Source organism: Amycolatopsis sp. cg13, from assembly GCF_041346965.1.
In the GTDB taxonomy this organism is placed as follows: Bacteria; Actinomycetota; Actinomycetes; order Mycobacteriales; family Pseudonocardiaceae; genus Amycolatopsis.
Map to the genome: position 1 here is coordinate 8,375,855 of NZ_CP166848.1, position 21,034 is coordinate 8,396,888.

20 protein-coding genes are annotated in these 21,034 nt (G+C 69.8%); 10 read left to right on the plus strand and 10 right to left on the minus strand.

The features are described from left to right. Window positions 1–3: 3 nt before the first annotated feature. From AB5I40_RS39255 to cobC, 4 genes are read left to right on the plus strand one after another with little or no spacing between them, the layout of a single operon-like run. A complete protein-coding gene (locus AB5I40_RS39255; RefSeq protein ID WP_370935207.1) occupies window positions 4–1,992 on the plus strand; it encodes a putative cobaltochelatase in 1,989 nt (662 codons plus the stop codon). Next, window positions 1,992–2,606 carry a cob(I)yrinic acid a,c-diamide adenosyltransferase gene (cobO, locus tag AB5I40_RS39260; RefSeq protein ID WP_370935208.1) on the plus strand — a complete coding sequence of 205 codons (615 nt, stop codon included), beginning with the start codon at window positions 1,992–1,994 and terminating at the stop codon, window positions 2,604–2,606. Before AB5I40_RS39255 ends, cobO begins: the two co-directional genes overlap by 1 nt. Further along, window positions 2,600–3,952, plus strand: a complete 1,353-nt coding sequence (locus AB5I40_RS39265; protein WP_370935209.1) for a cobyrinate a,c-diamide synthase — start codon at window positions 2,600–2,602, stop codon at window positions 3,950–3,952. Before cobO ends, AB5I40_RS39265 begins: the two co-directional genes overlap by 7 nt. Continuing rightward, window positions 3,945–4,970 (plus strand): Rv2231c family pyridoxal phosphate-dependent protein CobC, encoded by a 1,026-nt coding sequence (gene cobC, locus AB5I40_RS39270; RefSeq protein WP_370935210.1) that lies wholly within the window; start codon window positions 3,945–3,947, stop codon window positions 4,968–4,970. Before AB5I40_RS39265 ends, cobC begins: the two co-directional genes overlap by 8 nt. Here the strand turns inward: cobC and AB5I40_RS39275 are convergent. Next, a complete protein-coding gene (locus AB5I40_RS39275) occupies window positions 4,948–6,147 on the minus strand; it encodes a hypothetical protein (protein WP_370935211.1) in 1,200 nt (399 codons plus the stop codon). The two genes, cobC and AB5I40_RS39275, sit on opposite strands and share 23 nt — an antisense overlap. A gap of 136 nt (window positions 6,148–6,283) precedes the next feature. On the opposite strand from AB5I40_RS39275, the gene AB5I40_RS39280 reads away from it, so the two are divergent. Further along, window positions 6,284–6,700, plus strand: coding sequence for a hypothetical protein (locus AB5I40_RS39280; RefSeq protein WP_370935212.1), 417 nt, complete (start codon window positions 6,284–6,286; stop codon window positions 6,698–6,700). 227 nt (window positions 6,701–6,927) lie between these two features. Here the strand turns inward: AB5I40_RS39280 and AB5I40_RS39285 are convergent, their stop codons facing one another. The 3 genes from AB5I40_RS39285 to AB5I40_RS39295 form a co-directional block, all read right to left on the minus strand. Further along, entirely contained in the window at window positions 6,928–7,686 is a 759-nt protein-coding gene (locus AB5I40_RS39285; protein WP_370935213.1) for an adenosylcobinamide-GDP ribazoletransferase, read from the minus strand. Window positions 7,687–8,215: 529 nt separating this feature from the next. After that, window positions 8,216–9,229 (minus strand): nicotinate-nucleotide--dimethylbenzimidazole phosphoribosyltransferase, encoded by a 1,014-nt coding sequence (gene cobT / locus AB5I40_RS39290; RefSeq protein ID WP_370935214.1) that lies wholly within the window; start codon window positions 9,227–9,229, stop codon window positions 8,216–8,218. A 10-nt stretch (window positions 9,230–9,239) separates the two neighbouring features. Then, window positions 9,240–9,845: a bifunctional adenosylcobinamide kinase/adenosylcobinamide-phosphate guanylyltransferase gene (locus AB5I40_RS39295; protein ID WP_370935215.1), complete on the minus strand. Its 606-nt coding sequence runs from the start codon at window positions 9,843–9,845 to the stop codon at window positions 9,240–9,242. A gap of 36 nt (window positions 9,846–9,881) precedes the next feature. Between AB5I40_RS39295 and AB5I40_RS39300 the strand changes: the two genes are divergently transcribed. Beyond that, window positions 9,882–10,850: a cobalamin biosynthesis protein gene (locus AB5I40_RS39300; protein WP_370935216.1), complete on the plus strand. Its 969-nt coding sequence runs from the start codon at window positions 9,882–9,884 to the stop codon at window positions 10,848–10,850. After that, complete coding sequence (locus tag AB5I40_RS39305) at window positions 10,847–12,325, plus strand: cobyric acid synthase (protein WP_370935217.1); 1,479 nt, start codon at window positions 10,847–10,849, stop codon at window positions 12,323–12,325. Before AB5I40_RS39300 ends, AB5I40_RS39305 begins: the two co-directional genes overlap by 4 nt. 4 nt (window positions 12,326–12,329) lie before the next feature. Here AB5I40_RS39305 and AB5I40_RS39310 read toward each other — a convergent pair whose 3' ends face one another. The 3 genes from AB5I40_RS39310 to AB5I40_RS39320 form a co-directional block, all read right to left on the minus strand. Next, window positions 12,330–12,890, minus strand: coding sequence for a DUF4190 domain-containing protein (locus tag AB5I40_RS39310; RefSeq protein WP_370935218.1), 561 nt, complete (start codon window positions 12,888–12,890; stop codon window positions 12,330–12,332). Window positions 12,891–12,963: 73 nt separating this feature from the next. Then, the gene (locus AB5I40_RS39315) at window positions 12,964–13,605 is read right to left on the minus strand and encodes a response regulator (RefSeq protein ID WP_370935219.1); all 642 of its coding nucleotides are present in this window, start codon (window positions 13,603–13,605) and stop codon (window positions 12,964–12,966) included. Next, on the minus strand, window positions 13,599–14,693 hold the full coding sequence (locus AB5I40_RS39320; RefSeq protein WP_370935220.1) for a sensor histidine kinase: 1,095 nt from the start codon (window positions 14,691–14,693) through the stop codon (window positions 13,599–13,601). Before AB5I40_RS39320 ends, AB5I40_RS39315 begins: the two co-directional genes overlap by 7 nt. A gap of 171 nt (window positions 14,694–14,864) precedes the next feature. On the opposite strand from AB5I40_RS39320, the gene AB5I40_RS39325 reads away from it, so the two are divergent. Continuing rightward, complete coding sequence (locus tag AB5I40_RS39325) at window positions 14,865–15,329, plus strand: phage tail protein (RefSeq protein WP_370935221.1); 465 nt, start codon at window positions 14,865–14,867, stop codon at window positions 15,327–15,329. Here the strand turns inward: AB5I40_RS39325 and AB5I40_RS39330 are convergent. The 3 genes from AB5I40_RS39330 to AB5I40_RS39340 form a co-directional block, all read right to left on the minus strand. Then, entirely contained in the window at window positions 15,313–16,551 is a 1,239-nt protein-coding gene (locus AB5I40_RS39330; protein WP_370935222.1) for a hypothetical protein, read from the minus strand. The two genes, AB5I40_RS39325 and AB5I40_RS39330, sit on opposite strands and share 17 nt — an antisense overlap. Before the next feature lie 56 nt (window positions 16,552–16,607). Next, window positions 16,608–16,913 carry a hypothetical protein gene (locus AB5I40_RS39335; RefSeq protein WP_370935223.1) on the minus strand — a complete coding sequence of 102 codons (306 nt, stop codon included), beginning with the start codon at window positions 16,911–16,913 and terminating at the stop codon, window positions 16,608–16,610. 61 nt (window positions 16,914–16,974) lie between these two features. After that, window positions 16,975–17,850: a LysR family transcriptional regulator gene (locus AB5I40_RS39340; protein ID WP_370935224.1), complete on the minus strand. Its 876-nt coding sequence runs from the start codon at window positions 17,848–17,850 to the stop codon at window positions 16,975–16,977. 99 nt (window positions 17,851–17,949) lie between these two features. Here AB5I40_RS39340 and AB5I40_RS39345 point away from each other — a divergent pair, with 99 nt between their 5' ends. Beyond that, window positions 17,950–19,254, plus strand: coding sequence for an MFS transporter (locus AB5I40_RS39345; protein ID WP_370935225.1), 1,305 nt, complete (start codon window positions 17,950–17,952; stop codon window positions 19,252–19,254). A gap of 5 nt (window positions 19,255–19,259) precedes the next feature. After that, window positions 19,260–20,906, plus strand: a complete 1,647-nt coding sequence (locus AB5I40_RS39350; RefSeq protein WP_370935226.1) for an amidohydrolase — start codon at window positions 19,260–19,262, stop codon at window positions 20,904–20,906. The last annotated feature ends 128 nt before the right edge of the window (window positions 20,907–21,034 follow it).

Here is a 21,034-nt window from a genome sequence, read left to right on the forward strand (position 1 = left end):
CTCTTGAAGCCCTATCCGTTCACCGCTGTCGTCGGGATGCCGGACCTGCGTCTGGCGCTCGTCCTGTCCTCGATCTCGCCCGCGGTCGGCGGGGTCTTGGTGCGGGGCGAGAAGGGCACCGCGAAGTCGACCATGGTGCGCGCGCTCGCCGGGCTGCTGCCGGGTGTCGACGTGGTGGACCGCTGCCGGTTCTCCTGCGACCCGGTCAGCCCGGACCCGGGGTGCCCGGACGGTCCGCACGCGGCGGGCGTTCCCGCGCACCGGCGGCCGGCTCGGCTGGTGGAACTGCCGGTCGGCGCGGCCGAGGACCGGGTCGTCGGCTCGCTGAACCTGGAGAAGGCGCTGGCCGAGGGCGTCACCGATTACCAGCCCGGCCTGCTGGCCGCCGCGCATCGCGGGCTGCTGTACGTCGACGAGGTCAACCTGCTCCACGACCACCTGGTGGACACGCTGCTCGACGCGGCGGCGATGGGCCGCGCGACAGTCGAGCGCGAGGGCGTTTCCGTCTCGCACGCGGCGCGGTTCGTGCTGATCGGGACGATGAACCCGGAGGAAGGCGAGCTGCGGCCGCAGCTGCTCGACCGGTTCGGGCTGACCGTGGAGGTCGCGTCGAGCCGGGATCCGGAGCAGCGTGTGGAGGTCGTCCGGCGACGCCTTGCCTACGAGGCGGATCCGGACGGTTTCGCGGACGGCTATGCCGCGTCGGATGCGGCTTTGGCGGCGGAGATCGAGGCGGCGCAACGGCTTTTGCCCTCGGTGAAGCTGCCGGACGAGGCGCTGCGGCAGATCGCCGAGGTGTGCGCGTCGTTCGAGGTCGACGGCATGCGCGCGGACATCGTGACGGCGCGGACGGCGGTCGCGCACGCGGCGTGGGCCGGACGTGGCGAGGTGACTACGGAGGACATCCGGGTCGCGGCGCGGCTCGCGTTGCCGCACCGCCGGCGGCGGAATCCGTTTGACGCGCCGGGGATTTCCGAGGAGCAGCTGGAACAGGCGCTGGAGGATTCTCAGCCGCCCCCCGAGGGACCTCCTGAGGGGCCGGACGACGACGGTCCTTCCGGCGGCGGGCCTGGCCCGGACGACGGCGGGCCGATTCCGGACGACGGCGGCCCTTCCGAGGGCGCTCCGCCTCCCGGGCCTTCCGAGCCTTCGGGCAATGGATCCTCGCCACAGAAGACGGTCGGTGCCGGGGATACGTTTCGCGCACGGGTATTCCGGGTGAAGGGCACTGGCGAGGGCGAGCGCGGCCGCCGGTCGCGCGCCATCACCGACACCGGCCGGACGATCGGCGTGCAGCCGCCCAGCGTGCGGGACGGACGTCCGCACCTGGTCGCGACGATCCGTGCCGCCGCGCCGCATCAGCAGGCGCGGGGCCGGTCCGGACCAGGCTTGGAGGTGCGCTCGCCGGACCTGCGGTTCGCGCTGCGCGAGGGCCGCGAAGGCAATCTGGTGCTGTTCTGTGTGGACGCGTCGGGCTCGATGGGCGCGCGAGCACGGATGCGGGAAGTGAAGACCGCGGTGCTTTCCCTGCTGTTGGACGCTTACCAACGGCGGGACAAGGTCGGTCTCGTCACGTTCCGTGGCGCGGAAGCCGAACTGGCGCTGCCGCCGACGATCAGTGTCGAAGCCGCCGCCGCCCGGCTGGACGGTTTGCCGACCGGCGGACGCACGCCGCTCGCCGAGGGATTGCTGGAAGCCGCGCGGGTGCTGCGGGTCGAGGCGATCCGCGACCCGCGGCGTCGGCCGTTGCTGGTGCTCGTCACCGACGGCCGCGCCACGAGCGGCTCCGACGCGGTCGCCCGCGCCAAGGCCGCGGCGGGCTTGCTCACCGACGTGACGACGATCGTGATGGACTGCGAGACCGGCCGGATGCGGCTTGGCTTGGCCGCGGAATTGGCGGGACACTTGGGAGCCGAGCACGTGCCACTGTCCGATGTGGCCGCTGAATCGCTGGCCTCGGCAGTGCGCGAACGGACGGGGAGGGCTGCCTGATGCCACAGGGAAGACCGGCTGTCGTGCCGAAGGACGGGCTCACCACGCGGCAGCGCCGCAACCGTCCGCTGCTCGCCGTGCACACCGGCGAGATGAAAGGGAAATCCACCGCGGCGTTCGGAATGGCGTTGCGCGCGTGGAACCAGGGCTGGTCGATCGGCGTGTTCCAGTTCGTGAAGTCGGCGAAATGGCGCGTCGGCGAGGAAGCCGCGTTCAAGGCGCTCGGGAAGCTGCACGACGACACCGGGCAGGGCGGTCCGGTCGAGTGGCACAAAATGGGCGAGGGCTGGAGCTGGTCGCGCAAACAAGGGTCCGAAGAGGACCATGCCGCCAACGCCCGGGAAGGCTGGGCGGAGATCAAACGCCGGCTCGCCGCCGAGACGCACGATTTCTATGTCCTGGACGAATTCAGCTATCTGCTCAAATGGGGCTGGCTCGAGGTCGACGACGTAGTGTCCGCTTTGGCCTCGCGGCCCGGGCACCAGCACGTCGTGATCACCGGCCGCTATGCGCCGCCGGAACTGATCGAAGCCGCCGATCTGGTCACTGAAATGACGAAGGTGAAGCACCCGATGGACGCCGGGCAGAAAGGCCAGCGGGGGATCGAGTGGTAGCACGGGTCGTCATTGCCGCGCCCGGGTCCGGGCACGGCAAAACCACCATCGCGGCCGGGCTCATGGCCGCGTTGCGCACCGCCGGGCACGCGGTGTCCGGGCACAAGGTCGGCCCGGACTTCATCGACCCCAGCTACCACTCGCTGGCCACCGGCCGTCCCGCGCGGAACCTCGACCCGTTCCTGCAGGGCGAGGACACCCTGGTTCCGTTGCTGCGCCACGGTTCCGCAGGCGCGGACATCGCCGTCATCGAAGGCGTGATGGGCCTGTTTGACGGCGCTTTGGGCACCGAAGGCTACGCGTCGACCGCCCATGTCGCGCGGCTGCTCGACGCCCCGGTCGTGCTGGTCGTCGACGCTTCCGCGGCCTCGCGCAGCGTCGCGGCGACCGTGCTGGGTTTCGCGCAGTACGACACTCGCGTCCGGCTCGCCGGGGTGATCCTGAACAAACTGGGCTCGCAGCGGCACGAGGACGAGATCGTCACCGCGCTGGAGGCGACTGGCGTTCCGTTGCTGGGTGCGTTGCGGCGCAACGAAAACGTACACGCGCCGAGCCGTCATCTCGGCCTGGTCCCGGCCGCCGAGCGGGCCGCGGAGTCGCAGCGGATGCTGCCGGAACTGGCGGCCTGGGTCGCTGCCGGGGTCGACCTCGAGGCCGTCGTGCGGGTAGCGCGGAGTGCTCCCGCGCTGACTGGTCCTTTGTGGAATCCAGGCCCCGTTTTCGACGGTCCACGTGCGACCATCGCCGCCGCTGGCGGTCCGGCGTTCACCTTCCGCTACGCCGAGAATCTTGAACTGCTGGCCGCTCGCGGCATCGACGTAGTGGACATAAACCCGTTGCAGGACAGAGCTTTACCGCCGGGCTGCGCTGGCCTGTACTTCGGTGGCGGTTTCCCGGAAGTGCATGCCGCCGAGCTTTCGTCCAATGTGGAACTGCTCGCGGCCGTCGGTGCGGCTATCGACGCGGGCATGCCGGTCAGCGCGGAGTGCGCAGGCTTGCTGTACCTGTGCCGTTCACTGGACGGCCTGCCGATGGTCGGTGCCGTCGCCGCGGACGCGATCATGACCGCACGCGGAAAACTCGGCTACCGCCGGGCTGTCTCGGTGGCGGACAATGTGCTGGCGGCAGCCGGGCAACGGGTCACCGGACACGAATTCCACCGCACCGAAATCGCGCCCGCACACGGGGAAACCGCCGCGTGGGGCTGGGATCGCACCCTGGACGGATTCGCTTCGGAATCGCTGCACGCTTCGTACTTGCACGTCCATTGGGCCGGGCATCCCGAGCTGGCGGACCGTTTCGCGTCCCGGGTGCGTGCGCATTCCCTGGCAGCGGTCCATGGCTGATTACGACCTCCACCACCACGGCGACCGCGAAGTCGGCGACGGCCTCGTCGACCTCGCCGTGAACGTCCGGCTCCCGGCCCCACCTGCATGGCTCCGTGCGGAACTAGCTGCCGCGCTGGACGATCTGGCCGCCTACCCAGACCCCACCCGCGCCGCGGAAGCCGTCGCCGCCCGACATGGCCGGGATTTCGCCGACGTCCTGGTAACCGCCGGTGCCGCGGAAGCATTCACGCTGCTGGCCTCGCTTCCGGCGAAGCACCCAGTGGTGGTCCACCCGCAATTCACCGAACCGGAAGCCGCTTTGCGCGCCGCCGGACACTCGGTCGACCGGGTCATCCTGTCTGAAGTGGACGGTTACCGGCTAGATCCGTCGCTGGTGCCCGCTTCCGCTGATCTGGTCTTCCTCGGCAATCCGACCAACCCGACCTCGGTCCTGCACCCAGCCGATTCCGTGCGTGCCCTGGCGCGCCCCGGCCGGACGCTCGTGGTCGACGAAGCCTTCCTCGACGCCGTCCCCGGAGAGGTCGAAAGCCTTGCCGGAGAACGGATCCCAGGCGTCGTAGTCTTGCGAAGCCTCACCAAGACGTGGGGCTTGGCAGGCTTGCGTGCCGGATACGTCCTCGGCGAACCATCGCTGATCGCGCGCTTGCGCACGGTGCAACCACCCTGGTCAGTGTCCACTTTGGCCGCTGTCGCGACTGTCGCCTGCTGCCGCCCCGCCGCTCTGGAAGAAGCCGAAAAACTGGCCGCCGCCGCGGAAGCCGACCGCGACTACCTGGAATCCGGCCTGTCCGTACGGAGAATCCCCGTACTCGGTATCCCGCGCGGCCCCTTCGTGCTGATCCGCGTCCCTGGCGGCGCGGACGTCCGATTGCGGCTGCGCGAAGCAGGCTACGCCGTCCGCCGGGGCGACACCTTCCCTGGACTGGGCCCAGATCACCTGCGCATCGCAGTCCGAGACCGAGCTACGACAGACGCTTTCCTTGCCGCGCTGACTAATGGTTCTGGAGCGCAGTGAATTCCTCAAGCCAAGCGTAATTCGGCGCTGCGGTGCCGTCGGGATTCTTCTGGACGGTCGCCCGCGCGAACACGCTGTTGAGGAGCCAAGGCGGGGTGTCCGGCCCGAAGTCCGCGCCCTTGAGTGCGGCAATGCCCTGATCGATCCCGTAGGCAGCGACAGCGAGCTTTCCGGTAGCGCGGAACTTCGCCATCTGGTCGGTCAGGAAGTTCTTGTTGTTCTCGAACCACGGACTGCTGCGGAGAAAATCGTCCCACCGCGCCTTGGGGAACGGCTGATGCAGCGCGTTGCGGATGACCTGCCAGACCTTGGTGTCTTTGGGCACGTGATACTTGTCCGCGTATTCGGCCGAGATTCGATCGGTGAGGTGCTTCTTCCACAGCTGAACCAGCGAAAATTCGGTGACGAGGAACTTCTTGCCGCCCAGCTTGGGCAGGGTGTAATCGAGAAACGCCTGAACCTCGTCCGGTGCGCCGACGTGCGGATGGAGGTCGGTGCCCTCGATTTCCGGCGTCTCGCGGACGTACTTCAGCCAGCGCTCGGTGCCCGCGCCGGTCCACTGAGGATCCTCGATATTGTTGAGCGCTCCCATGTACAGGAGCGTCTTTCCCTTGCGCTGCTTGATCACCTGGGCGGCGATAGTCTCGTAGAATTCGTTGAGCGCGCCGTTGTTCCAGTCGGACTTCGGGCATTCGATGAACGGCTCATTGCCGATCACGAGGATGTCGACCTTGTCCATGACCGCGGGCAGCACCTTGTCGACCCGCGCGAGATCGGCCCGCATCGCCGGAGTTCCCGGGCGCGGAATCGGTTTATGGGAATCAGGAAAGTACGGGAACTTGAGCGACAGCACGGTGCCGTACTGGAGATCGGCCGCCTGCAGCAACGTCTTGATCGTCGGGTTTTCGGCGGCGTCGTGCTTGTCCAGATCGGGCATCGCGGTGAACCCGCGCACCCACTTCGCGGCGGACCGCTTGAGCTCGTCCCAGCCCATGGTGTCCGGATCGGCGTTGAAATTCGCCCCGAGCGCCCCGTCCGCCTTGGGCGAGGCAGTGTTCGGAGCTGGACTGTCCGGCGCCGAATCGCAGGCAGCGGTGGCGAGAACCGAAAAACCGGCGGACAACTGGAACAGCCGGCGCCGGGTAAGGCGCGCGGATACGGGCGAGCTGGGTGCCACGAGGTCCCCTCGGTCATACGTCGCGGACACTCCCTTGGTAACACGAGTCGTGCTCGCGTCGCAGCCTGGGACTGCCCGGCCTTCGCCGGTAGGATGGCGTTCTGGGGGATTTGGGTGTCTTTGTGCGGGAGGGGTGATGGTGGAGTTCGCGTACTCCCGTTTCGACACCTCGGATCTGAATTACCGGAGTTCGGGCGACGTCTTCGTCAACGTCGAAGCAGACCTGGAGGTCGTGGACGACGGGACCGTCCTTTGTGCCTGGCAGTCGTTCCCGGTGGCGGAACTCGCCGTGGCACTGCGGACATGGAAGGCAAGCCCGGAGGCGGACCGGCGCGACTTCGAGTTCCTGTCGCTTTCGCTGGAAGCACGGTGGTCGCTGCGGATCTGCCGCGCCTCCGACGGCTGGCAGGCAATCGACGACGCCGCGCGAGTGGTGCGCGGCGCAGTGCGTCCAGCCGCCGAGATCGACGCGGCGATCGACGACTTCGCGCGGCGGGTGCGTGCGGATTCCGTGCGTACGGAGGGGGCGTGGATCGAGGAGTTCCTGGTATGACGCTGAACTCGGCTGAACGTGCGGTGCTGCGCCGGGTCCTGGCCGGTCATCCGGTGCTGCTCGCGCGGAAGTCGTCGAGACCTGGGCTCCGGGTTGGCTGAGCGTTGATCTCGCGGTGCCCGATGCCGTCCCGTACGCGATGTGAGCGGTGTGTTTCCCCGGCGCGCCTTGGTGCCGGATGTCGGCGAGATCCTCGTGTGGGTCACCCGGGGAAGTGCTTTCCTGATTCAGGCGCTCGCCAGTAACGTCGCGGCCACCGCCACCTCGACGCACCCGCCGAGGACGTCGCCGGTTACCCCGCCGATGCGCTGGACGCACCGGGCCAGCAACACCGCTGCCGCAGCGTAACCAAGCACCACCGCGAGAACCCCACGCCACCACGGCAATCCCGGCGTCAACGCGGCACACCCCGCCGCGAGCACGAACACCACGGCGGTCATGACGACCGGAACCGATCCGGCGACCGTCGCGCCCAATCCTTCCGGCCGGGCCGAGGGGACACCTCGTGCGCAGCACAGCGAGAGCACACACCGTCCACAGAGGACGGACAGGACCGCGGCGGCGATCCCGTGTCCGTGCGCGATCGCGCCGGTCAGCGCGCCGGCTTGGACGAGCAGGACGAAGAGCAGCGTCGCGACCCCCGTCGGCCCGGAGTCGCCGCGACGCATGACGTCGAGGGCTTTCGCGCGGTCGTAGGAGGCGCCGAGTCCGTCCGCGGTGTCGGCTAGGCCGTCGAGGTGCAATCCGCGGCTGCCCAGTGCTACCGCACCCAGCGCCAACGCGGCGATGGCCAGCGCGGGGAGTCCGATCGCGACCCCGCCCGCCACGATGAGCCCCGCCACCGCGGCGAGCGGGAGCGCGGCGAGCGGGCCGAGTGCCATCGCCACGCCCGCGACCCGCCGATCGATCGTGCGCGGGGCGGGGACCGGGACAGTGGTCAGGGTGCCTACGGCCAAGCGGATGCCGTCGCTCAGCGGCGGGGTCACGGCTCGCGCCCCAATGCCACGTTGGGTGCGTGGGGTGCGCCGAATGCCGCGTTGGGTGCGTGGGATGCACCGAATGCCGCGTTGGGTGCGTGGGACGCGCCGAATGCCGCGTTGGGTGCGTGGGATGCGCCGAATGCCGCGTCGGGTGCGCGGAACGCAACCAACGCCGCATTGGGTGCGCGGAACGCAACCAACGCCGCGTTGGGTGCGTGGGATGCGCCGAATGCCGCGTCGGGTGCGCGGAACGCAACCAACGCCGCATTGGGTGCGCGGGATGCGCCGAATGCCGCATTGGGTGCGCGGAACGCAACCAACGCCGCGTTGGGTGCGTGAGATGCACCCAATGCCACATTGGGGCGGCCCCCGGCGAAGCGAACTCCGAGCCGGTCCGCCCCCCGAGCCCGGTGCCGAATACCGGCTCGAATCTCAAGCCGGGCCGCCGCCCGAATCCCGGCCCGGCTCCCGCTCCGAACCGCAGTACGAAGACCGGACCCCAACCCAGGCAAACCCCGTGCCCCGAACAAACCCGTCACCCGAGGTCCGCCAGCAAACCCATCTCCGCGATCACCGCGCGTGCCGCCCGCAGCGTCGGCACGGCCTGCACCGCCCCGCTGCCTTCCCCGAGCCGCAGGCCCAGGTCCAGGATCGGCGTCAACCCCAAAGCCTTCAAAGCAAACGCTTGCGCGGGCTCCGTCGAACGGTGTCCGGCGAGCCACCACTGCTCCGCACCCGGCGCGATGTCCCGGGCCACCAACGCGGCCGTCGCGGAGAAAATCCCGTCCAGCACCACCGGGATCCCGCGGACCGCAGCTTCCACGAGGAACCCGGCCGTCGCGGCGAGGCAGGCGCTGCCCAGGGCGGTCAGGCGGTCGAAAGCATCCGTCACGGAGCGGCGTGCGAGAGCAGCGGCAACGACCGAAGTCTTGCGCTCCAAAGCCTCCCCGGAAACGCCGGTCCCGGTCCCGACCACCTCGGCAGCGGGCAGGCCCAAAACCGAAGCCACCACCGCCGCACAAACCGTCGTGTTGCCGATGCCCATGTCGCCGGGAATGAGAACGTCCGCAGTGGACTCCGAAGCAGCGATGGCGCGACCCGCCTCAAAAGCCGCAAGCGCCTCGCCGGGGGCCAAAGCGTCTTCGACGTCGATGGCTCCCGAACCGCGGCGGATCTTGTGGGCGGTGACTTCGTCGGGAACGTCCGCGGCGTCCCAGTCGACCGCGATGTCGGCGACCCGCACGGAAGCCCCGACCTGCGCTGCGAGCACCGTCACCCCGCTCCGCCCGGCCAAAAACACCCGCACCATCGCCGCCGTCACCTCGCGCGGGTACGCCGACTGCGCCGACACCCCGTGGTCGCCGGCGAAGACGACCACGCGGACGTCGTCCAGCGGGCGCGGCGGGACAACGCCGTGCGCGGCGCTCAGCCACGCCGCGAGTTCTTCCAGCCGGCCGAGCGAGCCGACCGGTTTGACCAGGCCGTCCAGCCGCTCCAGGGCGGTGGCGCGGGCGGCGGCGTCCGGGACGGGGATGGCGAAACGCGGCACGGCTAGCTCCTCACGGAAGGTCGAGCGCCCGCCCGGCGACGATGAGCGAAACGCGGTCGCTGTCGGCGGACACCCGGTTGTTGAGTGCGCCCAGCACATCACGGAACAGCCGCCCGGACACCGTTGCGGGCACCACACCGCTGCCGACTTCGTTGCTGACCGCGACGATCGGCACCCGTGCTTGGCTCCAGGCGGCGAGGAAATCCTCGAGCCGGTCGTCCAGTCTGCGCTCCCAGCCCGTTTTGCCCGTCCACGCGCCGACCTCGTCGAGCACGCGCGACAGCCAGGTGCCGAGACAGTCGATCAGCAACGGGCTGGTCGCGTTGCGCAGCACGGTCGCCAGGTCGGTGGTCTCGACCGTCGTCCAATGGCGCGGGCGGCGGGCCCGGTGCGCCTCGACGCGGGCGGCCCATTCCGGGTCGTCGGCCGACGGGGGCAGCCCGGGGGCGACGTACACGAGGTGGGGGTGGTGCGCGACGAGCCGTTCCGCGTGCCTCGACTTGCCCGAGCGAACCCCGCCGAGAACGAGCACCTTGCCGTCGTCGCGTCCGTACCGGCGGAGGGCCTGCGCCAGGGTTTCGAGAGACCCGGCGAGCCGGTGCGTCAGCTTGGTCATACCCGGCATTCTCTCCCTAGCGCTACGGTTCGCCACGTGCCACTCCGACAATCCGCCGCGGCGGCCGGGATCGTTGCCGGATACGCCGCCGACGCGTGGTTCGGCGACCCGCGCCGGGGCCATCCGGTCGCCCTCTTCGGCACCGCCGCTGGCCAGCTGGAACGCTGGTGGTGGGCCGATTCCAAGCCGCGCGGCGCGGCCTACGCGGCGGTCTGCGCGGGGTCGGTCGCCGGGCTGGGATTTCTTGCCGAGCGAGCCGTGCAGGACCGGCCGGGTGTCCGTTTTGTCCTGACTGCCGCGGCGACGTGGGTCGTCCTCGGCGGCCGCGGGCTCGCCGCGGAAGGGCACGAAATGGCGCGATTACTCGAATCGGGTGAATTGCCCGCCGCCCGGCAGCGGCTCAGCCACCTCTGCGCGCGCGACGCCACCGGCCTCGACGCGGCCGAGCTGACCCGCGCGGCCACCGAATCGATCGCCGAGAACACGTCCGACGCGGTGGTCGCGCCGCTGCTGTGGGGCGCGGTCGCGGGCGTGCCGGGCCTGCTCGGGTACCGCGCGGTGAACACGCTCGACGCGATGGTCGGCTACCGCTCGCCCCGGCACCGCAACTTCGGCTGGTTCGCCGCGCGCGCCGACGACTGGGTCAACCTGGTGCCGGCGCGCGTCGGCGCGGTGCTGACGGTGCTGACCGCGCCGTTGGCCGGCGGGCACGCGCGGTCGGCCTGGCGTGCCTGGCGACGGGACGGGAGCGCGCATCCGAGCCCGAACGCGGGACAGGTCGAGGCCGCGTTCGCCGGGGCGCTGGACATCCGGCTCGGCGGCACGAATACGTACCACGGCGAGGTCGAGCGCCGGGGCACGCTGGGTGACGGACGTCCGCCGGGGGCGCGCGATCTGCGCCGAGCCGTGCGGTTGTCGCGGCTGGTGGGAGCGGCGGCGTTGGCGGTCTCGGCCGGGATCGCGATGAGCGGGTCGCGGAGCGCAAGGATTACGGTGGCGAAATGAGCGGGCTGCTGATCGCCGGGACCACCTCCGACGCCGGGAAAAGCCTGGTCACCGCCGGACTCTGCCGGTGGTTCGCGCGGCGCGGGGTGCGGGTCGCCCCGTTCAAGGCGCAGAACATGTCGAACAACTCCATGGTCTGCGCGGACGGCGCGGAGATCGGCCGCGCGCAGTGGCTGCAGGCGCGGGCCGCGCGGGTGGAGCCGGAAGCGGCGATGAATCCCGTGCTGCTCAAGCCGGGCAGCGACCGGCGCAGTCACGTCATCGCGCTCGGCAAGCCGTACGGCACCCTCGAAGCCGGGGAGTACGCGACCGGCCGCGCCGGGCTCGCGGAGATCGCCTTCGACGCGTTCGCCCAGTTGCGGCAACGGTTTGACCTCGTCGTCTGCGAGGGCGCGGGCAGTCCGGCGGAGATCAACCTGCGCTCCGGCGACTACGTCAACATGGGCCTCGCGCGGCGGTTTTCCCTGCCGGTGCTGGTGGTCGGCGACATCGACCGCGGCGGGGTGCTCGCCGCGATGTTCGGGACGCTCGCGTTGCTGTCGGCCGAGGACCAAGCCTTGGTGGCGGGCTGGCTGGTCAACAAATTCCGCGGCGACGTCGGGTTGCTGCAGCCTGGTTTGAACAGCCTGGAGAAGGTCACCGGACGGCCGGTGCTGGGCGTCCTGCCGTGGCTGGACCGCGTGTGGATCGACTCCGAGGACGCCCTCGCCGCAGCCGGATGGCGGCACGAAGCCGCGCAACGCGGGTTGCGGGTGGCAGTGGTCCGGTTCCCGCGGGCTTCCAATGCCACCGACGTGGACGCGCTCGCGGCCGAGCCGGGCGTGACAGTGAGCCTGACTGCTGATCCGGACACCGTTGCCGCCGCGGATCTGGTTGTGTTGCCGGGCTCTCGGGCCACTGTGGACGATCTGAACTGGTTGCGTGCGCGAGGTTTGGCGGATGCGGTGACCGCGCGGGCCAAGGCAGGGCGTCCGGTGCTGGGGATCTGCGGCGGGTACCAGATGCTCGCGGAGTCCATTGAGGACGATGTCGAATCGGGTGCCGGTCTCGTCGAAGGGCTGGGGCTGCTGCCGACGCGCGTGACGTTCGCGGGGGAGAAGGTGCTCGGCCGTCCGACCGGCGAATGGCGCGGACATCCGGTGGACGCGTACGAGATCCACCACGGCAGCGCCGCCCCGGCCGACGCGGAGTCGTTTTTGGACGGTTACCGCGTCGGTTCGGTGTGGGGCACGACGTGGCACGGTGCGTTGGAGAACGACGGGTTCCGTCGTGCGTGGCTTGCCGAAGCGGCGGCGCAGGCGGGTATTGACTGGCAAGCCGCCGAAGGTGCGCCGGGGTTCGCGGACTTGCGCGAGGACATGCTGGACCGGCTGGCGGACGCGATTCAGTCCGAAGTGGACACCGGGATGCTGATGGCGCTGGCGGAGGCGGGCGCACCCGGCGGACTGCCGTTCGTGCCGCCGGGAGCGCCTTGACCGGTCAGTGCACGACCCGGCCGGTGGTGGGGAAGTCAGTCTCCAAAGTGCACACCGCGTGCTGATCCGGTGAGTCCGATGTGGACGGCTGCCGTGCGTTCACGTGAACGTAGTCCGGCGGGACGCTGCTGGCGAAGTACTCCTTGGCTTGGGCCGCGCAGGCGTTGACGAGCGAATCGCCGCTGGGTGCCAGGCGGAACACCTCGATGTCGTGCGCCTCCTCGCACGAGACCGGGCTGGCCTTGGTGCCTGAGCGGAAACAGTCGCCGGGCCTGGCCTGGAACAGCGGGTCCGCTGAAGGACTGGCCACCGCGAGCCCGACCAGGAGCACCGCCAGCCACGCGCCGCTGATCGACAGCCCGGCGATCGCGAGGCCGCGGCCCGGGTTGCCGAACACGCGGATCTGGCGGAGCGCGATGATCCCGAACGCGATGCTCAGCGGCAGGCTGAACGCCGGGACGGCAAGGACCAGCGACGCGATCGCGAAGCCGTTGGTGCCGCGCGGCTCCATCAGCGGCGGTGGCGCGTGTTCGTAGCTCGGTCCGGTCGGTTTCGGCGGCAGCATGGGGTCCCCTCGGAAATGGCCCCCCGACCCGGCGTCGAGCATAGAACCTGGCAACCCGTTGCGGGGTAACGATTCAGGCGAGCCCGGCGTCGTGCACGAGAATCGCGACCTGGGTGCGGTTCGCCGCCTCGGTCTTGGCCATGATCCGTCCCAAGTGGACCTTTACGGTCGCCTCGCTGAGCCCGAGCCCGCGAGCGATCTCGGCGTTGCTCGAACCCTGCGCGACGGCTACCGCGACCTCGCGTTCCCGTGGCGTCAGCGGCTCGAGCCGGGCACGGGCGGGCGTCGGCGTGGCGGCGGTGGCGAAGTGCGTCAGCAGCCGACGGGTGATCGAGGGCGACAGCATCGCCTCGCCGCTGCCCACCACGTGCATCGCTTTGACCAGCTCGCGCGGCGGCGTGTCCTTGAGGAGGAATCCCGTGGCACCGTGGCGAAGCGCCTCGTGCACGTACTCGTCGAGGTCGAACGTCGTCAGCACGACCACCGCGGGCGCGTCCGGTTCGGCGGTGACCAGGCGCGTCACCTCCAGGCCGTCGACCTCGGGCATCTGGACGTCGGTGAGCACGAGGTCCGGCCGGTGCTCGCGGACCAGCGCGAGCACTCCGCGACCGTCGCCGGCCTCCGCGACCACCTCGATCCCCGGATCGGACTCCAGGATCATCCGGATGCCGCTGCGCACGAGCACCTCGTCGTCGATCAGCAGGATTTTCAGCACGTTTCCTCCGCTCGCAGCGGGAACGCGGCCCGCACCCGGTAGCTGCCCGCGCCGTCCGGACCGGCACGGAGCGTCCCGCCGGTCAGCGTCGCGCGTTCGCGCATGCCGATCACCCCGTATCCCGCGCCCGGCAGCCCGGCCGAATCGGCGAGCGGGTTGGCCACTTCGACCACCAGTTCATCGTCGGAAGTGGACAGTCGCACGTCGATTGTCGTTCCAGGCGCGTGTTTCGCGGCGTTCGTGAGCGCCTCCTGCACGATCCGGTACGCCGCGCGCCCGGTCGGATCGGGCACGTCCGGCATCGGATCCGGCAGGTCGGCGCGGACCTGCGCGCCGGCGGCGGCGAGGTCGTCGGCGAGCTGGCGGACGCCGCCCAGCGTCGGGTCCGGCAGCGAGCGCGGTTCCGGACCGTCGTCGCGGAGCACCTGCAGGATGTCGCGCAACTCGTTGAGCGCGGCGGAACTCGATTCGCGGATGATCTCGGCGAGCTGCACGGTCTCGTCGTCCTTGGCCCGCACGGAAAGCGCGCCCGCCTGCAGCGCGACAATGCTGACCCGGTGCGCGACGACATCGTGCATCTCGCGCGCGATCCGCCGCCGCTCCGCCGTCACGGCCCGCTCGCCGAGCAGGTCACGCTCGCGTTCGGCCTGTTCCGCGCGGTCGCGCAACGCAGCGAGCAAGGCCGCGCGCTGGTGCATCCAGAGTCCGGCCAGCGTCGGGACCACGACCATCATCACGAGCGCGAGCCCGAACGACTTCCAGTCCGGCAGGCTCGACGGCCGCGAAAACGACACCATCAGCCCGATTTCCGCCAGCACCGCGACCGCGGTCGGCCAGCGGAGCCCGCGCAGCGAAGCGACCGTGTAGAGGGTGACTGACGTGCCCCAGAACGGCGGCGTGACGAGCGCGACGCCGACCGACACCAGCATCGCGCTCAACGGAAACCGGCGGCGCAGCAGCACCGCCGCGAACATCACCGCGACCGCGACCGGCCAGAACCACGGCCGGTCCGCGTCCGGCAGCTCGCCGGCCAGCGTCAGGCCGAGCACGGCGAGCGCCACGGCCAGGTCGATCAGGTGGTTGCGCACCAAGCCACCGTAGGCCTTGCCCGAAATTCCCCCACCCCGTGGTCTCGTGAGCGTTCGCCCTGGTGGGAACCGGCCTGGCCACTCACGAGGGGGTCGCGCGGTCGCGAACGGCCGCGAACGCGAGGTACTCTCCGGTCGTTGCGATCAGACCCAGCCCGGGGAGTGCGGATCATGTCCTACGCCGTCGATTTCACCACCGTGTCGACAGTCGGCCTGGAGTCTTCCCCGGTCGCGGACGCGCTCGCCGGGCTGCGGGCCAACGAGGCTCGCTACTTCAAGAACAAGTACGACCACGTGTTCACCGTCGAGCCCGCGGCCGAGGTTCCGGAGCTGATCGACTACGTGCACCGGATTCTCAAGGAAGAACGCGATCTCGTCATTTCCTCGCGGCCGCTCGAGGCGACCGAATTCGAGGTCGACGGCATCCGGATCACGTACGTCTTCTACGAGAGCGGCCTGTCGATCAACGTCATGTACACCCTTGAGGACGGTGGCAAGCGGGCCGTCGGGTTCAAGCTCTCCGACGGGATGGACGTCCCCGAGGAGCTCGCCGACAAGTTCAAGTTCGCGCGCCAGAAGTCGAAACTCGCCGGGACGATCCGCGGGTCCTACTTCGTCATCAAGAACGAGCACTGACCCGCAACGCGGCGCTGCGCAGGCACAACAGCAGCGGGAGAGAACTGTCGTCGCGCAGCCGGGGCGGCAGTGCGTTCGCTTCGGCCAGCGGCACGCCGTCGGCCAGTTCTTGGCCCAGCGCGGCCAGGTCGATCTCCAGGACGGTGACTCCGGCGCTGTAGAGCCGTTCCGCGCCCTTCGCCCGGCGGCTGGTGAGTTCGGTGCTGTCGACGGACAGCCGCGTGACGCCGAAGAATTCCGGTTTCGCGCCGCGTTCGAGCCAGCGGGCGAAGCCGGTCAGCCGCGTCTCGGAGACTTCATCGGGCCGGACGGCCGCCTCTTCGCACAGTTCGCGTTCCATTCCGGCGCACACCGCGGTGTGCAGGTTCCGGCGGGTTCCTCCTTGCTCGGTAAGGAGATCTCGCGGTTCGAGGCTGCCGCTTCCGGACGGGGCGAGCAGCAGTCCGCTGGCTGAATTCCGCGCGGACTGTCGGACGACGACGAGCAGACCGTCCGAAGTGAACGCGATCGTGGACACGCCGACGAGGTCGGCGAGCGTGCTCGCGGCGAGGGTGCGCAGGGCACCGGAGGAGTCGGTCAGCTCCTCGTTGCGCAGGTCGTATTCGCGGCCGTCGGCGGAGTTCGTGATGCGCAGGGACGCCAGTTCGTTGCTGCAGAGCGCGTCGAAGAACCGGGCGCGATGCAGGACGATCGGTGCTGGCCGCGCTCCGGTGACCGGCAGTGGTTCGCCGCGCATGCCGACGATCGGGCCGTTGAACAGCAACCGGCCGCGCGCCCGCAACGGCAGCACGTGGGGTGCGGTGGCCTTCAGCTTCGCGGGCAGCCGGTACGGATCCTCGGAGACGGTGATGCCGAAGGTGGTTTCGGTGAGCGCCGCGTCGATGGCGTCGCTGACCAATGCCGTGCCCCGGGAGGGAATCGCCAGGTACTGCGCGTCGGGATAGGCGCTCGGCGGCGGCGTGTCCGCGATCGGGAACGGCGCGACGATCGCGGTGAACTCGTAACCGGCCCAGCGTTTCCGCAGCAAGCGGATGTCTCGTACCAGCGTCAGCAGGCCGAGCAGGAGCGCGACGATCGAGATCGCGACGCCGAACGCGCTCGGCAGGATCGTGACCGCTCCGAGCACGACCCCGAGCGCGGACACGGCGACCGGCCATTCCCCGGCACCGACGAAGAAGAGATAGTCGGCCGTGGCCCGGGCCCGGCGGGTCAGTTTTCCCATCGCCGCACTGTTCTAGCACGGATCGGGCCGCCGGGTCACCGGATCGAGTGAGTTGGTTAGAGGGAGATCGTGCAGTAGAGGTGGTGGCCTTGCGCGGCGGCGCCTGCGGCCAGCGTGGCGAGTTCCTTCAGGAACGCGATGACGTCCTCGACCTCGGCGTCTTCCTCGTTCTGCTCGACGAAGGCGGCGGCAGCGGTTTGGAGAGCAGCGTCGTCGGCGGCAGCCAGTGCGTCGCGGAAGGAGTTGGCCAGCGACAGCACGACAGCTTCGCCTTCGTCGAGGAGCGCGACCTCCCGGCCGCGGTCGGACTCAGCCTCGACCTCCGCGGTGGTCCTGCGCGCGACGAAGTAGTCGTATAGCACCAGCCGAGAATAGCGAAGCAAACCCGTTGTGCCACAACGAAAACTTTTCACCGAGTGCAGTTCATTCGCCCGACGCGCCACGAAACTCCCGTAACCCCTCGATCAGCGCCAGAATCGACGGCCGCGCGTAATGATCCGGCCGCCAGCCCGCGTACAGCGGCACGGTCAGCGGCCCGTCGGCGGTTTCGATCGGGATGGAGCGCAGGCCGAACCGGACGAGGTCGGTCACCAGGCATACCTCGCCACGGCCGGCGGCGCGGGCTTGGGCGACGCTGGGGGAGCCGGTCTCGTTCAGCTCCGACGGCACGAGTCCGGCGCGGTGGAACGCCTCGTCCACGACCAAGCGCGCCGCGTTGCTGCGGTTCATCACCAGCAGCGGTTCGGCGGCCAGTTCGGCCAGCGGGATCGACTTCACCGCGTACCAGCGGTGGCCCGGCCGTACTTGCGCCGACACCAGAACCCGGCCCAATGCGGCGGTTTCCAGCTGCGCGGGCGGCGGGGACGTCGAGATGCCGAGGTCGGCGCTGCTGCGCAGGAGCCGCTCGAAAACCTGGTCCGGCGCGACCGGGAAGGCGTCCCGCAGCACCGGCCCGGCTTTGCCGGTGGCCATGAACGGCGCCAGCAGACTGTCCACTGTGCTCGGCGGCGCGACGAGAGTCAGCGGAGTGTCCTCGGTGCGGCCGATCGCGGCCATCACCGCGCCCGCTTCCTCGGCACGGCGCACCAGATCCTGCGCAATCGGCACGAACCGGGTGCCCGCCGCGCTGAGCGTCAGCGAACCCGGCGACCGCGAGAACAGCGCCACCCCGAGTTCGGTTTCCAGCGCCCGAAGCTGCCGCGACAACGACGGCTGCGCGACCCGGACCGCGCGCGCCGCGGCGGTGACTGAGCCTTCTCGCACGACGGCCAGGAAATAACGCACCACGCGCAGTTCCACCCTATGCCTCCGAGGTATCGGAATGGGTCCGGACAGGTATTGGACAGCATAGGTCGCGGGACGAAGACTCTGGGGAACACCGCCGCCAGGGAGTTGCCCGTGAACCAAGAAACCACCGCCGGCCGCCGGGCCGCGCTCGCCTCCTTCGCCGGGACGGCCATCGAGTGGTACGACTTTTACTTGTACGGAACGGCGTCCGCGCTGGTCTTCGGCAAGCTGTTCTTCCCGGAGCTGAACCCGGCGACCGGCGTGCTCGCCGCGTTCGGGACGTTCTGGGTCGGCTTCCTCGCCCGGCCGCTGGGCGGGATCGTGTTCGGGCACCTCGGTGACCGGGTCGGGCGCAAGAACACCCTCGTCATCACGCTGCTGCTGATGGGTTTCGCGACCTTCGCCGTCGGGTTGCTGCCGACTTACGCCAAGATCGGCATCGCCGCGCCGTTGCTGCTCGTCGCACTTCGCGCGGTGCAGGGCGTCGCGGTCGGCGGGGAGTGGGGCGGCGCGGTCGTGCTCGCAGCGGAGAACGCGCCTGCCGGACGCGGGTCGTACTTCGCGATGTTCGCGCAACAGGGTTCGCCAGCCGGGTCGATTCTGTCCACAGTGGTCTTTCTCGCCGTCGGTGCGTTGCCGGACGAGCAGTTCCTGACCTGGGGTTGGCGGGTACCGTTCCTGCTGTCCGGTGTGCTGGTCGCGCTGGGCTTGGTGATCCGGTTGAAGGTCGAGGAACCGGCGGAATTCTTGCGGGCCAAGGCGACCGCGGCCGTCGCGAAGGTGCCGCTCGTCGAGGTGCTGCGGACTGCATGGCGCACAGTGTTGCTCGGCATCGGCGCGAGCATCATGGGCATCGCCGCCGCGTACTTCAGCAACACGTTCGTCCTCGCCTGGTCCACGAACGAACTCGGCATCGGCCGCCAGACCATGCTGTACGTGCTGCTCGGCGCGTCGGTGGTGCAGTTCTGCTGGCAGCCGGTCGCGGCGCGGCTGGCCGAACGCGTCGGCGAAACCCGGTTCATGGCCGTTTCGCTGGCCGGCAACATCGTGGTGACCGTGCCGATGTACCTGCTGATCGCGTCCGGCAACCCCGGTCTGGCGTTCGTCGGCATCGCGGTCGCGACCATCTGCGGATCCGGCTACTACGCGGTGCTCGCCGGATTCCTCACCCGCGGATTCCCAATCCACTTGCGCTACACCGGAATCTCGCTGTCTTACCAGCTGTGCAGCACGCTGTTCGGCGGGACCACGCCGTTCATCGCGCAGGCCCTGCTCAACTCGACGCACGGAGCGATCTGGCCGGTCGTCATCTACCACGTCGTGCTGCTCGCACTGACCCTCGCCTGCGTCCTGGCGCTCGCCCGCCGCACCGCGGCCGTCGCCGAATCCGAGAAAACCCTGGCCCGACAAGGATGAACCACGTGCGTCTCGATGCTTTGTTCCACAATGGACGCTTCGCCACGCTGGACGGAGACCGTCCGCAAGCGACCGCGCTGGGTGTGATCGGCGGCCGGATCGCCGGATTCGACGACGAGGTCCGCGGCCTCTCCGCGGACGTGGTGGTCGATCTCGGCGGCGCACCGGTCGTGCCTGGCCTCAACGACGCGCACCACCACTTGAGCATGCGCGGCAAGCGAATCCGCGAATTGGACGTCTCCGCTGAGGCCGCCCCGACGCTCGACGCGCTCTACCGAGCCGTCGAAGAGCGGGCCGCGAGCCTGCCCGCCGACGCCTGGGTCACCGGCGCTGGCTACGACCAGAACAAGATCGGCGCGCACCCCACCGCCGAAGCCCTGCACCGCGCGGCCGGAGGACGCCCGGTCTGGCTCACGCACACGTCGCGGCACATGGCCGTGGCGAGCACCGAAGCCTTTGCCCTGGCCGGATACCCGGGCCGCCTGGGTGTTCCAGACGTTCCCGGCGGCACGGTGGTGCGCGACGAAGACGGCCGGGCCACCGGATTGCTTCAGGAACGCGCGACCGTCCTCGTCGACCGCCTGCTGCGTCCCGAAGCGACTGAAGAGGTCATCGCCAACATCTCCGCCGGTGCGTACGCCGCCCTCGCCGACGGCCTGACCAGCGTCACCGAACCCGGCATCGGCACCGTCGACGGCATCGGCCACGGTCGTGCCGACCTCGATTCCTTCCAGCGCACCCGCGAACGCGGCCAGCTGGGCGTGCGGATGACGGTGATGCCCTACATCACCGCCCTGCGCGACTGCGGCCCGTTCGAGCCAGGCGGCGAGTGGTTCGGGCTGGACCTCGGCGTGCGCACCGGAGTCGGCGACGACCGGCTGCGCATCGGCCCGGTCAAGATCCTTTCCGACGGTTCGCTGATCGGCCGCTCCGCCGCGATGTGCTGCGAGTACGAGGACACCCCCGGCAACCAGGGGCTGATGCTGTTCGAACCGGACGAACTGCGCCGCTACATCCTCGAAGCACACCGGTGCCACTGGCAAATCGCCACGCACGCGATCGGCGACGCGGCTCTCGGAGCCGTGCTCGACGCGTATGAGGAGGCACAGCAGAAGTACCCGCGCAAGGATGTCCGGCACCGCATCGAACACTGCGCGGTCGCCGACGATGCCGCGGTGGCTCGGATCGCTCAGCTGGGCGTGATTCCCGTGCCGCAGGGGCGATTCCTGTCCGAGATCGGCGACGGGCTACTCGCCGCCCTCGGTCCGGAACGGAGTCGGCTGGCGTATCGGATGCGGAGCTTCCTCGACGCCGGAGTGGTCTTGCCGGGGAGCACGGACGCGCCGGTGGTCGCGGCGTCGCCGTTGCTGAGCATTCACGACATGGTCAACCGCCGGACCGCGTCGGGGCAGCCGATCGCGCCGGAGGAGGCGGTGACTCCGTTGGAGGCGCTGCGTGCGTACACGGTCGGTTCGGCTTATGCGGTGCATGAGGAAGCCGTCAAGGGCACGTTGAGCCGGGCGAAGCTGGCGGACTTCACGGTGTTGAGCGATGACTTGCTTACCGTTGCGCCGGAACGAATCGGGGAGATCAGCGTTGGCGCGACTGTGGTGGGTGGCGAGGTCGCTTACAACGCCGGAGCCGCGAAATAAGTCCGTGAGGGGAACCCTGAGGGAATCAGATTCCCTCAGGGTTCCCCTCACGGACGTCTACGTAAGAAGGGCGGGTGCGACGCCGTTGTCACACCCGCCCGGCAGCCGGGACCGGCGCGGCGGCAGTG

Coding starts and splice junctions, on each gene's coding strand:
- cobO (WP_370935208.1), top strand. CDS start 1,992: ATGCCACAGGGAAGACCGGCTGTCGTGCCGAAGGACGGGCTCACCACG.
- cobC (WP_370935210.1), top strand. CDS start 3,945: ATGGCTGATTACGACCTCCACCACCACGGCGACCGCGAAGTCGGCGAC.
- AB5I40_RS39280 (WP_370935212.1), top strand. CDS start 6,284: ATGGTGGAGTTCGCGTACTCCCGTTTCGACACCTCGGATCTGAATTAC.
- AB5I40_RS39295 (WP_370935215.1), bottom strand. CDS start 9,845: ATGACCAAGCTGACGCACCGGCTCGCCGGGTCTCTCGAAACCCTGGCG.
- AB5I40_RS39305 (WP_370935217.1), top strand. CDS start 10,847: ATGAGCGGGCTGCTGATCGCCGGGACCACCTCCGACGCCGGGAAAAGC.
- AB5I40_RS39310 (WP_370935218.1), bottom strand. CDS start 12,890: ATGCTGCCGCCGAAACCGACCGGACCGAGCTACGAACACGCGCCACCG.
- AB5I40_RS39325 (WP_370935221.1), top strand. CDS start 14,865: ATGTCCTACGCCGTCGATTTCACCACCGTGTCGACAGTCGGCCTGGAG.
- AB5I40_RS39330 (WP_370935222.1), bottom strand. CDS start 16,551: ATGGGAAAACTGACCCGCCGGGCCCGGGCCACGGCCGACTATCTCTTC.